Annotated in this window: 11 protein-coding genes; 7 read left to right on the top strand and 4 right to left on the bottom strand. The window is 70.2% G+C overall.

All coding sequences use genetic code 11. The annotated features are described in order from the left end of the window. Positions 1–371: 371 nt before the first annotated feature. The 6 genes from ASG63_RS11970 (at position 372) to mnhG (ending at position 6,467) form a co-directional block, all read left to right on the top strand. Entirely contained in the window at positions 372–3,305 is a 2,934-nt protein-coding gene (locus ASG63_RS11970; RefSeq protein ID WP_056216343.1) for a monovalent cation/H+ antiporter subunit A, read from the top strand. Beyond that, positions 3,305–3,673, top strand: a complete 369-nt coding sequence (locus tag ASG63_RS11965) for a Na+/H+ antiporter subunit C (RefSeq protein ID WP_056216341.1) — start codon at positions 3,305–3,307, stop codon at positions 3,671–3,673. The genes ASG63_RS11970 and ASG63_RS11965 overlap by 1 nt, the downstream gene beginning before the upstream one ends. Before the next feature lie 82 nt (positions 3,674–3,755). Then, positions 3,756–5,363 (top strand): monovalent cation/H+ antiporter subunit D, encoded by a 1,608-nt coding sequence (locus ASG63_RS11960; protein ID WP_056216339.1) that lies wholly within the window; start codon positions 3,756–3,758, stop codon positions 5,361–5,363. Further along, positions 5,360–5,848 (top strand): Na+/H+ antiporter subunit E, encoded by a 489-nt coding sequence (locus ASG63_RS11955; protein ID WP_056216337.1) that lies wholly within the window; start codon positions 5,360–5,362, stop codon positions 5,846–5,848. The genes ASG63_RS11960 and ASG63_RS11955 overlap by 4 nt, the downstream gene beginning before the upstream one ends. Beyond that, on the top strand, positions 5,845–6,129 hold the full coding sequence (locus ASG63_RS11950; protein ID WP_056216335.1) for a K+/H+ antiporter subunit F: 285 nt from the start codon (positions 5,845–5,847) through the stop codon (positions 6,127–6,129). Before ASG63_RS11955 ends, ASG63_RS11950 begins: the two co-directional genes overlap by 4 nt. Further along, positions 6,126–6,467 (top strand): monovalent cation/H(+) antiporter subunit G, encoded by a 342-nt coding sequence (gene mnhG, locus ASG63_RS11945; RefSeq protein WP_056216333.1) that lies wholly within the window; start codon positions 6,126–6,128, stop codon positions 6,465–6,467. The genes ASG63_RS11950 and mnhG overlap by 4 nt, the downstream gene beginning before the upstream one ends. Before the next feature lie 196 nt (positions 6,468–6,663). Here the strand turns inward: mnhG and ASG63_RS11940 are convergent, their stop codons facing one another. From ASG63_RS11940 to ASG63_RS11925, 4 genes are all read right to left on the bottom strand, one after another. Further along, positions 6,664–6,969, bottom strand: coding sequence for a hypothetical protein (locus ASG63_RS11940; protein WP_056216331.1), 306 nt, complete (start codon positions 6,967–6,969; stop codon positions 6,664–6,666). 7 nt (positions 6,970–6,976) lie between these two features. Further along, on the bottom strand, positions 6,977–8,851 hold the full coding sequence (locus ASG63_RS11935) for a methyl-accepting chemotaxis protein (RefSeq protein WP_056216328.1): 1,875 nt from the start codon (positions 8,849–8,851) through the stop codon (positions 6,977–6,979). Between the two features lie 591 nt (positions 8,852–9,442). After that, positions 9,443–11,950: a putative bifunctional diguanylate cyclase/phosphodiesterase gene (locus ASG63_RS11930; RefSeq protein ID WP_082559281.1), complete on the bottom strand. Its 2,508-nt coding sequence runs from the start codon at positions 11,948–11,950 to the stop codon at positions 9,443–9,445. Beyond that, positions 11,950–12,474, bottom strand: coding sequence for a methyl-accepting chemotaxis protein (locus tag ASG63_RS11925; protein WP_056216326.1), 525 nt, complete (start codon positions 12,472–12,474; stop codon positions 11,950–11,952). Before ASG63_RS11925 ends, ASG63_RS11930 begins: the two co-directional genes overlap by 1 nt. A gap of 213 nt (positions 12,475–12,687) precedes the next feature. Between ASG63_RS11925 and ASG63_RS11920 the strand changes: the two genes are divergently transcribed. Further along, the gene (locus ASG63_RS11920; RefSeq protein WP_244479886.1) at positions 12,688–14,064 is read left to right on the top strand and encodes a PAS domain-containing protein; all 1,377 of its coding nucleotides are present in this window, start codon (positions 12,688–12,690) and stop codon (positions 14,062–14,064) included. The last annotated feature ends 12 nt before the right edge of the window (positions 14,065–14,076 follow it).

The following is a 14,076-nucleotide window of genomic DNA, read 5'->3' as shown; positions in this document are numbered from 1 at the left end:
CCGCTGCTGATCGGACACCCCAACCCGACCGGACACCCCGAGGAGACCCCCATGCTGCTGAAAGGCTTCTCCTACGCCATGATCGCCGCCTTCGCCGGTGGACTCGTCTTCACCCTCGTCGGCTCGGCCCAGACCTTTCTCAACCTCTGAGCCGTTCCCGACCGACAAGATCTCACACCGACCCGCCCGGCCTCCGCCGTGGCGGGTCGCGTCGTGGGTTCGGGAAGCTCCCGCCGGGCGGCGCTCGCCACCCGGTCTCCCGGAGGCTATAGCCGTGTGGCGTGCGTCGGCGCGTCCCCGCTCGCGGAGGGGCGCCTCCGGCCGATCGCGAGGCTGCCCGTGTCCGCCCGTTCCTCTCATCGCCCGAGCTGATGCCGCCTCAACTTCTCCTTGCCATCGCGGCGATCCTTCCTTTTCTCGGCAGCGCGGCCGTGATCAGCCTGCCCGGACATGCGCGCAATGCCGCCGCGATCCTGGCCGGGTCGACCCTGGTGGCGTGCCTCGCCTGCATCGGGGTTCTCTACCCAATGGTGTCCGCGCCCGGCGGCAGCCTGGTCTGGGCGGTGGACTGGCTTCCGACGCTCGGCGTCCAGTTCGTCCTGCGGCTCGATGGCCTGGCCTGGCTGTTCGCAGTCCTCGTGCTCGGGATCGGCGCGCTCGTCGTCCTGTACGCGCGCTACTACATGGCCGCCGAAGATCCGGTCCCGCGCCTGTTCAGCTATCTCCTCGCTTTCGTCGGCGCGATGCTGGGGATCGTGCTCTCGGGCAACCTGATCCAGCTAGTCGTGTTCTGGGAACTGACGAGCATCGTGTCCTTCCTGCTGATCGGCTACTGGACCGACAATGCGTCCGCCCGCGACGGGGCTCGGATGGCCCTCACCATCACGGCGGCCGGCGGTCTCTGCCTGTTCGTCGGCATGGTGCTGATCGGGCAGATCGTCGGGAGCTACGACCTGGCGGTGGTCCTGGCCTCGGGTGACACGATCCGCTCCAGCCCGCTCTACCTCCCGGCCCTGGTGCTCGTGCTCGCGGGTGCCCTCACCAAGTCGGCGCAGTTCCCCTTCCATATCTGGCTGCCGCGCGCGATGGCGGCCCCGACGCCGATCAGCGCGTACCTACATTCCGCCACCATGGTGAAGGCCGGCATCTTCCTGATGATCCGGTTCTGGCCCGTGCTGGCCGGCACCGAGACCTGGTACTGGATCGTCGGCACCGCCGGCATGGCGACGATGCTGGTGGGCGCCTGGAGCGCGATCTTCCAGCACGACCTCAAGGGCCTGCTCGCCTACTCCACGATCAGCCATCTCGGGCTGATCACCCTCCTGCTCGGTCTCGACTCGCCCCTCGCCGTCGTGGCGGCGATCTTCCACACCGTGAACCACGCGACCTTCAAGGCCTCGCTCTTCATGGCGGCCGGGATCATCGACCACGAGACGGGCACGCGGGACATGCGCCGCCTCAGCGGGCTGTGGCGGGCGATGCCCTACACGGCGACGCTGGCGATGGTGGCCGCCGCCGCGATGGCGGGCGTGCCCCTCCTCAACGGCTTCCTCTCGAAGGAGATGTTCCTGGCCGAGGCGGTCGACAATGCGGGCGAGCACGGGCTGAACCTCGCCCTGCCGATCCTGGCGACGCTCGCGAGCGCCTTCACCATGCTCTACTCGGTGCGCTTCATCCGCCAGACCTTCTTCGGGCCCGCCCCCCACGACCTGCCGCAGGTGCCCCATGAGCCGGTCCGCTGGATGCGCATCCCGATCGAACTGCTCGTCCTGGTCTGCATCGCCATCGGCCTCGTGCCGAATCTCACCATCGGGCCCGCCCTCGCGGGCGCGGTCCGGTCGGTCCTCGGGGCGCGGACGCCGGACTACGACCTCGCGATCTGGCACGGCTTCAACGCGCCGCTGGCCCTGAGCGTCGTGGCGCTGGTAGGGGGCGTCGCGCTCTACGGCGTGTTCGGGCGGCGGATCAACGCCAATCCCCGCGGCGGCCCCTGGCTGATGGACCGGCTCGACGGCGGCCGGCTGTTCGAACGGGCGATGACCGGGCTCGTGACCGGTGCCCGCCGGTTGGAGGGGCACCTGGGCAGCGAGCGCCTCCAGGTGCAGTTGCGCATCCTCTTCCTGACCGTGCTCCTGGCCGCCATGCTGGCCGGAGCCGTGCGGGGGCTCGACCTCTTCGCACCGGGACGCGCCACGACGTTCGACCCCGCCTTCGCCCTGATGTGGCTGGTCGGTGCGGCCTGCGCCGTGGGGGCGGCCGAACGGGCGAAGTATCATCGCCTCTCGGCCGCCATCTTCGTCGGCGGAGCCGGACTCGTCAGCAGCCTGACCTTCCTCTGGCTCTCGGCGCCCGACCTCGCGGTCACGCAGATCCTCGTGGAGATCGTCACCACGGTGATGCTGCTGCTGGGCTTGCGCTGGCTGCCCAAGCGCGACGCCGCGATTCCGGCTCCGGCCTCCGAGGCGGCGCGGGCCCGGCGGCGGCGCATCGTCGACCTCTGCATCGCGGCCTTCGCGGGCCTCGGCCTCGCCGGCCTGGCCTACGCGGTGATGACCCGGCCGGCGGTCGACGGCATCGCGCGCTGGTTCGTCGAGGAGGCCTACCCGCAGGCGGGCGGGCGCAACGTGGTCAACGTCCTGCTGGTCGATTTCCGTGCGTTCGACACCCTGGGCGAGATCTGCGTGCTCGGCATCGTCGGGCTCACGGTGTTCGCGCTGCTGCGCCGCTTCCGCCCGGCCTCGGACAGTCTCGGACGTCCCAAGCAGCAGGTCAGGCACGATGCCTACGACGCGGCACGGGCCGGCCGCAGCCCCGGCGACACCGCCGCCGATGCCCTGCTGGTTCCCCGCGTGGTGATGACGTGGCTGTTCCCCTTCATCGTCCTGCTCGCCCTGCACCTGTTCCTGCGGGGACACGACCTGCCCGGCGGGGGCTTCGCGGGCGGCATCGCGCTGACCATCGCCTTCGTGCTGCAATACATGGCCCAGGGGGCCGAGTGGGTGGAGGAGCGCCTGCGCATCCGGCCGATCGCCTGGATCGGCGTCGGCCTGCTGGTCGCCGTCCTGGCGGGCGCGGGATCCTGGCTGTTCGGGCGCCCGTTCCTCACCGCCTCCTTCGCCTACTGGGAGCCGCCGCTGCTCGGAAAGGTGCCGGTCGCGAGCGCACTGGTGTTCGATCTCGGGATCATGGTCCTGGTGGTGGGCGCGAGCGCGCTGATGCTCGTCGCCCTGGCGCACCAGTCCGTGCGCCGGACGCGGGCGGCCGAAGCCGAGGCGGAGCGCGCCGCCGAGAGGGAGCCGGCCTGATGGAACTCGTCCTGTCGCTGGGCATCGGCGTCTTCGCCGCCTCGGGCATCTGGCTGATGTTGCGCCCGCGCACCTTCCAGGTCGCCCTCGGCATCTCGCTGCTGAGCTACGCCGTGAACCTCTTCATCTTCGCCATGGGCCGTCTGACGGTCGGGGCGCCGCCGGTGCTCGGGGCCGGCGCTGAGGTGGTCTCCGTCGACGATCCGGTCCCGCAGGCCCTGGTCCTCACCGCCCTGGTGATCGGCTTCGCGCTGACGGCGCTCTTCCTCGTCGTCCTGCTGGCCGCCCGCGGCATCACCGGCAGCGATCACGTGGATGGCCGCGAGCCTGGCGAGGGCGAACCGCAGCCCGGGAATCCGCACCCATGAGACGCTTCCTCAGCGTGACGCCCTTCCCCGGCCGGACGCGCTCCCCCAGCATGAGGCGTTCCTCCGCGATGACCCGTTGCCGATGACCCCATCCGTCCTGACTGCCACCGCCGAGACCACCTGGTCGGACCACCTCGTGGTGCTGCCGATCGTGCTGCCGATCGCCGTGGCCGGGGTGATGTTCCTGTTGGACGAGCGGCGGCGCCGGCTGAAATCGGGGCTCAGCCTCGTCACCGTGCTTCTCCTTCTCGGCATCGCCCTGGTGCTGGCCCTGCGCGCCGAGGCAGCGGCCCAGGTCTATCGCCTCGGCAATTGGGACGCGCCCTACGGCATCGTCCTGGTGGCCGACCGGCTCTCGGCGCTGATGCTGGTGCTGGCGAGCGTGCTCGGCCTGTGCGCCCTCGTCTTCTCCTTCGCCCGCTGGGGCCGGGCGGGACCCCGCTTCCACGGCCTGTTCCTACTGCTCCTGATGGGCGTGAACGGGGCCTTCCTCACCGGCGACCTGTTCAACCTGTTCGTCTTCTTCGAGGTGATGCTGGCCGCCTCCTACGGCCTCGTCCTGCACGGCTCGGGCGAGATGCGGATCCGGGCCGGCCTCGGCTACATCGCCGTGAACCTGGTCGCCTCGCTGTTCTTCCTCGTCGGCGTCAGCCTGATCTACGGAACCATGGGGACGCTCAACATGGCGGACCTCGCGCGGCGGCTCGCGGCGCCGGCGGCCGCCGAACCGGCCCTGTTCGAGATCGGCTGCGCCGTGCTCGGCATCGCCTTCCTGATCAAGTGCAGTGCCTGGCCCCTCGGCTTCTGGCTGCCGACGACCTACGCGGCGGCGAGCGCGCCCGCGGCGGCGATCCTCGCCATCCTGAGCAAGGTCGGCATCTACGTGGTGATCCGCCTCAGTCAGCTCCTGTTCGGTTCGGGCCTGTCCGCCGGCTTCGGCCAGACCTGGATCCTCGCGGCCGGGCTCGCGACCATGGCCTACGGCACCATCGGGATCCTGGCCGCGCGCGAGCTCACCCGGGCGGCGGGCTACGCCGTGATGATCTCGTCCGGCACGATGCTGGCGGTCCTGGGCACCGGCAGCGCCGCAGCGCTCGCGGGCGCCCTGTACTACCTCGTGGGATCGACGCTGGCCGCCGGCGCCCTGTTCCTCCTCGCCGAGATCCTGCAGCGGGGCCGCGCTCCGGGGCAGACCCAGCAGGCGGTCTTCGCCGACGAGTACCGCGACCCCTTCGACGACGCCGACGCGATCGAGATCGGCCGGACGTTTCCGGCGGCGGTCGCGCTCCTGGGAAGCGGCTTTCTCCTCTGCACGCTGATGCTCGCCGGCATTCCGCCGCTGGCCGGGTTCGTCGGCAAGCTCGCGATGTTCACCGCATTGGCCACGGGCCCGATCCCGGCCTCGGCCTGGTGGCTGATCGCCGCCCTGACGCTCTCCAGCTTCGGCACCCTGGCGCCGCTGGTCCGTCTCGGCATCCAGAACCTCTGGGTTCCGAGCGACGACCCGCCCCCGGTGCTCCGCCCGCCCGAGTTCCTGGCTGTGGCCGGATTGCTCGCGGCCTGCCTGGCCCTCGCCCTCTGGGGCGGCCCGGCCCTCGCCTACGCGGACGCCACCGTCCAGTGGCTGGCGCAACCGCAGGATTACGTCCGGGCCGTCCTCGGCGCCGCCCATGGAAGGGCGGGCGCATGAGCCGGTTCCTGCCCTACCCGCTGCTGACGGTCGCCCTCGCCCTGACCTGGCTCCTGCTGAACGCCCCGATCACACCGGGAAGCGCCGCGCTGGCGCTCCTCGTCGGGGTGTCGGTTCCCGCCGTGATGCGGGCGCTGCAGCCCCGCGCCGTCCTCGTGCGCGCGCCGGGCACCCTCGCGCGCCTCGCCGTCGTCGTGCTCTACGACATGGTCCGGTCGAACGTCGACGTCGCCCGGATCATCCTGGGCCTGCGCCGCGGGGAGCGGCGCACCGGGTTCGTGACGATCCCCCTCGACCTGCGCGAGCCCTTCGGCATCACGGTCCTGTCGATCATCCTCACCGGCACCCCCGGCACGCTCTGGGTGCAGTACGATTCGCAGACCGGCTGCCTGCTCCTGCACGTGCTCGACTATACGGGCGGGGACGAATGGGTGCGGCGGGTGAAGGACCGCTACGAGCGCCCCCTGATGGAGGTCTTCGCATGAGCGCCACCGCCGTTCTCGACTGGGGGCTCGGCCTGGCCCAGGGCATGCTCGTGCTGGCGATGGCGCTCGCCGCGTGGCGGATGCTGCGCGGTCCGCGCGCGCAGGACCGCATCCTCGGCCTCGACACCCTCTACCTCAACGGTATGCTGGCGATCGTGGTCCACGGCATGCGCACCGGCAGCGGCCTCTACTTCGAGGCGGCGCTGATCCTCGGCATGATCGGCTTCACCGCCACCGTGGCGCTGGCCAAGTTCCTGATGCAGGGCGAGGTGATCCAATGAGCGGCGCGGAGCTGCCGCTCTGGGCCGCCTGGCTGGTGGTCGCGCTGGCGGTCGTCGGAGCCGCCTTCTCGCTGACCGGAGCCCTCGGCCTCATCCGCCTGCGGACCTTCTACGAGCGCGTCCACGCGCCGACCCTCGGGGCGACGCTGGGCATGGCCCTGATCCTCATCAGTTCCATGCTGCTCCTTTCGCTGCTCGAGGGCCGGCTCGTCCTGCGCGACGCCCTGATCGGCGTGTTCCTCACCGTGTCGACGCCCGTCACGCTCCTGCTCCTCGCGCGGGCCGCGGCACATCGCGACCGCCACGAGGGCACGCCCGACGCGCCGCCGGAGATCTGACGCTCGCGCCGGCCAGCGCCCGGCCGGGACGAACCGAACCGGCCCGGACGGACTTGGCTCGACAGGCTCACGCGCCCCGCCGGAATACGGGTCGCACCGCACCGCGGATCGGTGTTCCCGAGGATGCGTCCTGGGTTCGGGCGACAATCCTGCCGCCCAGGGGCGGGGCGCGTCGACGAGGATCGGCGGCCCCGGCTCAGAGCTCCGGCACGGCGTGAGAGTCGTGGACCGCCCCGTAGGTCAGGACGGCCCGTGCGAGGCGCGTCATGTTCTGCGCGGCCGCGTTGAGCCGGGGGACCATCGGATCGTCGGCCGGCAGCGCGGCGACCAACAGGACGAGTGCGTCCTGAAGGCCCTGCAGCGAGCGCGTGATCGACGCGGAGGTGCCGGCGAGCCGATGGCGGCACCCGCCGGCCTCGAGACCCGCCAGGCCGGCGCGGTTCTCCGCCGGGCCGAAGCGGTGGGCGGACCGGTCGAACGGAAGGCCGGAGGTTTCGCGCATGGCCGCCTCACGCCGTCCGGATCTTGGCGAGGAAGCGGGAGACCTCGCCGTCGAGATGCTCGGACTGGCGCGAGAGGTCCGAGGCGGCGGTGAGGACCTGGGTCGCCGCGCTTCCGGTCTCCTCGGCCGCCCGGGCGACACCGGACATGTTGCTGGTGACCTCGCCGGTCCCGGTGGCGGCCTCGGTCACGTTGCGCACGATCTCCTGGGTCGCCGCCCCCTGCTGCTGCACGGCGGCCGCGATGGACCCCGCGACCGCGTCGATCTCCTTGATGCGCCGACGGATGCCATCGATGGCGCTCACGGCGCCTCCCGTCGCCCCCTGGATCCGCCCGATCTGCCCGGTGATCTCATCGGTCGCCCGGGCCGTCTGGTTGGCGAGTTCCTTGACCTCGGCCGCGACCACCGCGAAGCCGCGTCCGGCCTCGCCGGCCCGGGCCGCCTCGATGGTCGCGTTCAGGGCCAGGAGGTTGGTCTGGCTCGCGATGGCCGAGATCATGGCGACGACGTCGCCGATCCTGCGCACGGCCTCGCTGAGTTCCTGGACCAGGGTCGCCGTCTGTTCCGCCTCGGCGACCGCCTGGCCCGCCAGGTCCTCCGAGCCCGCGACCTGCCGGCTGATCTCGTCGACCGAGGCCCCGAGCTCCTCCGCGGCCGCCGCGACGGTGCCGACATTGGCGGCCGCCTGGCTCGCGGCGGCAGCTACGGCGGTCGATTGCTGTGCGGTCTCCGCCGCGATGCCCGACATGCCGGAGGCGGTCGCCTGCAGCTCAGTCGCCGCGGAGGCGACGGAGGCCAGGACGGCTCCCACCGTCTGCTCGAAGGCGTCGGCCAGTTGCACGCGCTCGGCCCGGTGGCGGGCCTCGGCCTCGACCCGCTCGCGCGCGGAGGCCTCCTCGAGGCGCCGGACCTGTTCCCGCTGCTCGACCTGGGCCGTCACGTCGATGGCGAACTTGGTGATCTGTATGGGTCGTCCGTCGGCGTCGAGCACCGGGTTGTAGCTGGCCTCGATCCAGACCTCGCGCCCCGCCTTGCCGATGCGGCGGAACTGCCCGGCCTGGGACTCGCCGCGGCGCAGGGCTTCCCAGAACCGGGCGTACTCGGCACTCGCGCGGTGGGCAGCGTCGACGAACAGGCCGTGATGCTGGCCGACGACCTCGGCCGCCGTATAGCCGACGGCGGCGAGGAAGTTGGCATTCGCCTCGAGGACGCGGCCGTCGAGGTCGAAGCTGATCACGGCCTGCGACCTGCGGATGGCGTCGACCTGCCCGCGAAGCGCGTTGGTCTCGACGGTCTGCGCCGTGATGTCGGTGGCGTACTTCACCACCCGCGCGACCTGGCCGGCACCGTCGCGGATCGGATTGTACGAGCCCTTGATCCAGACGGCCTTGCCGTCCTTGGCGACCCGCTTGAATTCGGCGACCTCCGCGTGGCCCGCCCGGAGGCCGTCCCAGAAGGCGGCGTAGGCGCGGCTGTCCCGGTAGGCCGCCTCCACGAACAGGCTGTGATGGCGTCCCCGAACCTCGTCGAGGGTGTAGCCCATGACCGCGAGGAAGGCCGCGTTGGCCGACACGATGGTGCCACCCGGGGTGAACTCGATGACGGCCTGGGACGCCTCGATCGCGGCGAGGCGGCGCGCCTGGTCCTCCCGCTCCAGGCGGGGGGTGGCGTCGGTCCATTCCAGGACGTAGCCCGAGATCCTGTGGCCCTCCATCAGCGGCGTGACGGCGACGTCGAAGGGTCGGCCGCCCAGGCGGGCCAGGGCGTCGTGCCGATGGCGCAGCCCGACGGCGACGATGGACTGGCCGGACAGGTCGCGGCAGAGGTCGTCGAGGCGGCGACCCTTATGGTCGGCTCCGCCCGGCCCGAGCAAGTCTTCCATGGCAGGATTCATCGTCGTGACGACCGACAATGCGTCGATCCCAAGAACCGGCATACGCAAGCCGCCAAACACTGCGGCGCCGGACCTCGACTTACGTGACGCTCCCATGAAATCGAACATCGGATATTTCTCCCCTTATGCTGACTTGCTGTTCGAATCTTCGCGATGACCGATCCAGAACATCACATCATTGTGAGACCGCACCACTTGACGATATCTGAATCAGATATTCAGCCCGGCACTGGAAAACTGTCTTTCCGCGGCTCGGACGCCCAAAAAAACCATTCTTTCGTCGTGATACCGACGACCGTGACAGATTTTCTGCCACGCGCGTGCCTTCTTGGCTCTTGGATCAGGCCTGTGCGAAGGGCGTCTGCGAACCGCCGTCACCCCGGCAGAAGGGCCGTCCGACCCGCTCCGGCCCGGCCTGGCTGGGTCCGGCGGGACGACCGAAGGAGGTTCGGGACCGAAGCATCCCTCATCCGCACCAGGTCAGGTCGCTCAGGGCGCGCAGCGGCCGCGTTCCGGGTCGGTCGGCGCCCACGCATCATGGGCGGCCCACGGGGCGACCGCGGTGATCCGCCGCGAGCCTCAGACGATTGCCAGCGCGGTCCGCATCCGTGCCTGATCCGGTACCGGCGAGGACGTCGCCTCGATGCGATCGATCAAGGCCATCACCTCGGAAGCGGGCCGCGCGGGGCTGTAGAGGAAGCCCTGTGCGACGTCGCAGCGCTTGGCGCGGAGGACGTCGAGCTGCGCCTGGGTCTCCACGCCCTCCACCGTCACGTTCATCGAGAGGGCGCGCGCCATCCGGGCGATCGCCTCGACGACGGCGACCTTCTCGGGCCGCCCCTGAAGGTCGCGCACGAAGGAGCGGTCGACCTTCACCTTGTCGAAGGGAAATTCCGTGAGGTAGCTCAGGCTGGAATAGCCCGTGCCGAAATCGTCGAGGGCGATACGCACCCCCTGGGCACGCAGCCGCTTCAGGTTCTCCAGGACCTCGTCGCCGTGGTCGAGCAGGACCGATTCGGTGATCTCGATCTCCAGGCGTTCGGGCGCCAGCCCCGTCTCCCGCAGGATGGCGGCGACCTCCTCGTGGAAGCTCGGCATGCGCATGTGGATGGAGGAGATATTCACCGCGACGCACAGGTCCGGCCATCGGCGCGCGTCGGTGCAGGCGCGGCGCAGGGCCCAGCCGCCGATCTCGACGATGAAGCCGGTGGCTTCCGCGGTGGGGATGATCTCGCCCGGCGAGACCCAGCCGTGCCCGGGCTTGTTCCAGCGCAGGAGCGCCTCGAAGCCCGTGACCCGCCCGCTTCGCATGTCGACCAGCGGCTGGTAGTGCAGTTCCATCGCGTCGGCGGCGAGCGCTTCGCGCATGTCCGTGTCCAGCTGACGCTGACGATGAGCGCGCTCCTCGAGGGACGGATCGAAGCTGTGCCAGCGCCCCTTCCCGGCCGATTTGGCGCTGTAGAGCGCGAGGTCTGCACGGGACAGGAGGCTCGACGGATCGATGGCGTCGTCCGGCACGCAGGCGATGCCGACGCTCACGCCGATCTCCACATGCGCCTCATCGATCCGGAAGGACTGTCGAAGGGTGGATACGATGCCTTTGGCCAGAATCTCGGCCGCAGCCTTGCCGGCCTGTGGGGCGACCACGGCGAACTCGTCGCCGCCGAGGCGGTACGCCGTGGCCTCCGACCCGCAGAGGTCCGTCAGGCGCTGGGCGACCTGCTCGAGAAGACGGTCGCCGATGAGATGCCCGCGGCCGTCGTTCACCGCCTTGAACCCGTCGAGATCGAGGTAGAGCAGTACGCCCCGGCCCGCTCTCGAGGACGCCTCGCCGCAGAGATCCTGAAGGGCCGCCTGGAGCGCCGCGCGGTTGGGCAAGCCGGTCAGATTGTCGTGGCCGGCGAGAAAGGCGATGCGCGCCTGCGCCTCCCGGCTGGCCGTCACGTCCGATCCCACGCCGCGATATCCGACGAAGGTCCCGAGGGCATCGAAGACGGGCCGGCCGTTGAGGGTCAGCCAGCGCCTGCCGTCCCGCGTCCGGAGCCGCACGGTGTGATCGCGGAACGGACTCCGCGCCGCGATGGCGGTCAGGACGGCATCGATCCCGGTCGCGCCCCCGGCCTCGTCGGCGAAGTCCCTCAGGACAGCCTGGAGCGTGCGGTGGCGAAGGGCAACCGGATCGACGCCCAGCAGGCCGGCGATCGGCTCGAGGGAGGGCCTCAGGCGGCCGATGGTGTCGATCTCCCACAGCCAGTCGCTCGTCCCCTCGGCGAAGTCCTTGAGCAGGAGCTCGATCGTCTCGCTCTGGGCCTGCACCACGACGCGGTCCCGGATGCGCTGGTAGGCGTGCCCGCACAAGCGACGCGCGCTGACGAAGACGAAGGTCGCGTAGAGGGTCAGCAGCAGGGCAACGGAGTGGCCGACCGGTCCCTCGCACCCCGCCAGGCCGATGAAGATGCCGGCGACCACCGGGACCACCGCCAGAAGGGCGAGGGAGAAGACGGGGCCGGCGACGTAGGCGTGCGAGATCAGGGCGGCGCAGACGGCGCCGACGACGACCCGATAGGCATTGTCGAGGGTCGGGAGCAGGACGGCCGGCATCGTCGCCCAGGCGAGGCCGCGCCCGAACGCGAGCAGGTGCAGGACCCGGAAGGCGCCGCGGGTGGAGGGGCAGGACGCGCCCCCGCCGATGACACCCCGGTAATGGTGCGTGGCGACGATGGCGGCACCGCAGAGCGTCGTCACCGCCGCGGCCAGCACGGCGAGGTAGGTCTTCGCGGCGATGTCCCAGAAGATGGCGGCGAGCGAAAGCGCCACGGTCGCCTGGGTGAAAGCGGAATAGCGGCCGAGTTGTAGCGTCTCGCCGAGCATCGCCGCGCGGACCGCCGCACCCAGCCGTGCTTCGTCTTGGGAGGGGGAGGCCGGGGTATCGGCCTGCCCCGGAGCGGTCTCGACCCCTTCCGGGCCGGCATCGCCGATCGCACCGGTGGTGCGCCCATCGTCCAGGACCGCGAAGCGATCCCGGGATCCGTCCGGGGATCCGTCCCGTCGACCGGATAGGCCGGGGTGTGCGGAGACGGGCGGCATCAGGCGGCCATGCTGCGAGAGGCTGCGCGGCCTTGCCGGGTCGAGGCGTCGACCTCGCGGGTGGAGACCTTGATCAGACCCCCGTTCTGGCTGAACTCGGTGACGGCGACCGTCATCACCTGCATGCTGGCCGACATCTCCTGGGCCACCGCAGCCTGCTGCTCGACGGCGGTCGAGGAGGCCGCGATGTCGTTCGTCGGCCCGATGGTCTCCCCGATGCGGGCGATCACGGTGGCGGCCCCCCGGGCGGCGGATTGGGTGCCGGTGATCTGGCTTCCGACGCTCGGGGTCGCCTTCGCCGTCTGGGCGGCTAGGCTCTTCACCTCAGCGGCGCCGATGGCGAAGTGCTGCCCCGGCTCCCGGGCCGGCGCCGCCTCGATGGTGGGGTTCCGTGCCAGGCGGCTGGTCCGGCGGGCGATCTCGCCGACGGAGGCAGCGAGGCCGTCGAGGTCGAAATCGATCGACTTTTGGGAAGCATCAAGCGCACCGAGCTTCGATTTCAGTTCATCGCCACCCCAGAACATCGCCATCCCCATGCAACGGACAGGCTGCCGTTACTGGTGCAAACTAGGCATGCGGACATAACGCAAACACAGGCAAATCCCCGAAACTCGGGGGTATCTCCGGGTTTTTGCGTCGCATTTTCTGTCATCCGCGGTCTAACTACCAAGGCCCGCACCCAGCTGAAACGAATTCTGTCATGCTCATCCTCAAGTGCGGCCAACGAGCCGGAACTGATGACCGAGGCGTTGAAGCCGGTCTTCGGGTGGGAAGGCGGGCTCTTCACCGTCGAGGCGCGATTCAATCGTTTGTTTTCGCGCCTGTTTTCGTCCACGCGGAGACGAAGACGCGCATGCCGTCGAATGAGCCGTGCGCCCCTCCCCGCAGCGCATCCCGGGGGGCATCACGGTACGAATGCCAAGCCAGGTGTCTTTTCACCCATTGGCAAGTCGCTTCGGAACTATAAGGACAGCAGGCAGATCGAATCGCTGGAGCCGAAGGGGAAGCCTGTGCCCACGAGAGTTCTCATGCGCCCCCAGACGGCATCCGATGGCAATGGAACCCTGCGGGCGTTCTCCTCCCGGCACTTTCTCAAGCTCATCGAAGACACCGGTAAGGTGGGCTTCTGGTCCGCGGATCTTCGCAAAGAAGAGGTCGACGCGTCGCCGGGACTCTACCGTATTATCGGCCTGGACCCGGCCTCCCGCGTAACCTTCGGGTTCGGCCTGGACATGATCCACCCCGACGACAAGGCCGCCCACGCGGATCAGATCGCGGTGCTGCGGAATGGCCAACCGATCAGCCGCGAGTTCCGGATCATCCGCCCGGACCGCACCCAGCGCTGGCTGTTGCACCATGCCGAGGTGATCCTGGGGCAGGACGGCAAGCCGAACCAGGGCATGGGCGTGGTGTTCGACGTGACGGCGCGTCACGATGCCATGAATGCGGTCATGCAGCGCCACGACCGCCTCAACGCCCTGATCGCCGCGACCGCCGCGGTCTTCTGGCTCAACAAGGCGAACGGCGAACCCAGCGAGATGCCGCAATGGATGGCCCTGACCGGTCAGAGCCACGCGGAGATGGAGGGCATGGGCTGGCTGAACGCCGTCCATCCCGATGATCGCGCCCGGACCCAGGCGGCCTGGATGACGGCGGTCGAGCACACGGCGCCCTACAACACCGACTACCGGGTGCTGTGCGCGGACGGCATCTACCGCTGGTTCAACGCCCGCGGCGCTCCGGTCCTGAACCGCGACGGCTCGGTGCGGGAGTGGGTCGGCGTCTGCCTCAACGTCCCGGGCCGGAATCGATACGGCGCCTCCGGCACCGAGGCGTCGCCGCCGCCCTCCCCGCAGGCGACGGCCACGGCTTCGGCCGAGGCGGGACTGACCTCGGGACAGGTGCGGGCCGCCCGCGGCCTGACCGGCCTGTCGAAGGAGGAACTGGCCAAGCTGGCCAACGTCTCCGTCTCGACCTTGAACCGCCTGGAGGATTCTAATTCCGCCATCCAGCCGCGACCCGACACGATCCTGGCCGTGCGCCGGGCTCTCGAGGGGGTCGGCGTCGAGTTCATCTTCGAGGCGGGGAAGAAGCCGGGCGTTCGCGAGGCGTGAGCATCGCGGGGC

It is taken from the genome of Methylobacterium sp. Leaf94 (assembly GCF_001426045.1).
Classification (GTDB): domain Bacteria; phylum Pseudomonadota; class Alphaproteobacteria; order Rhizobiales; family Beijerinckiaceae; genus Methylobacterium.
Note: the sequence above shows the minus strand (reverse complement) of the source record. Positions and strands in the feature narration are given on the sequence as shown.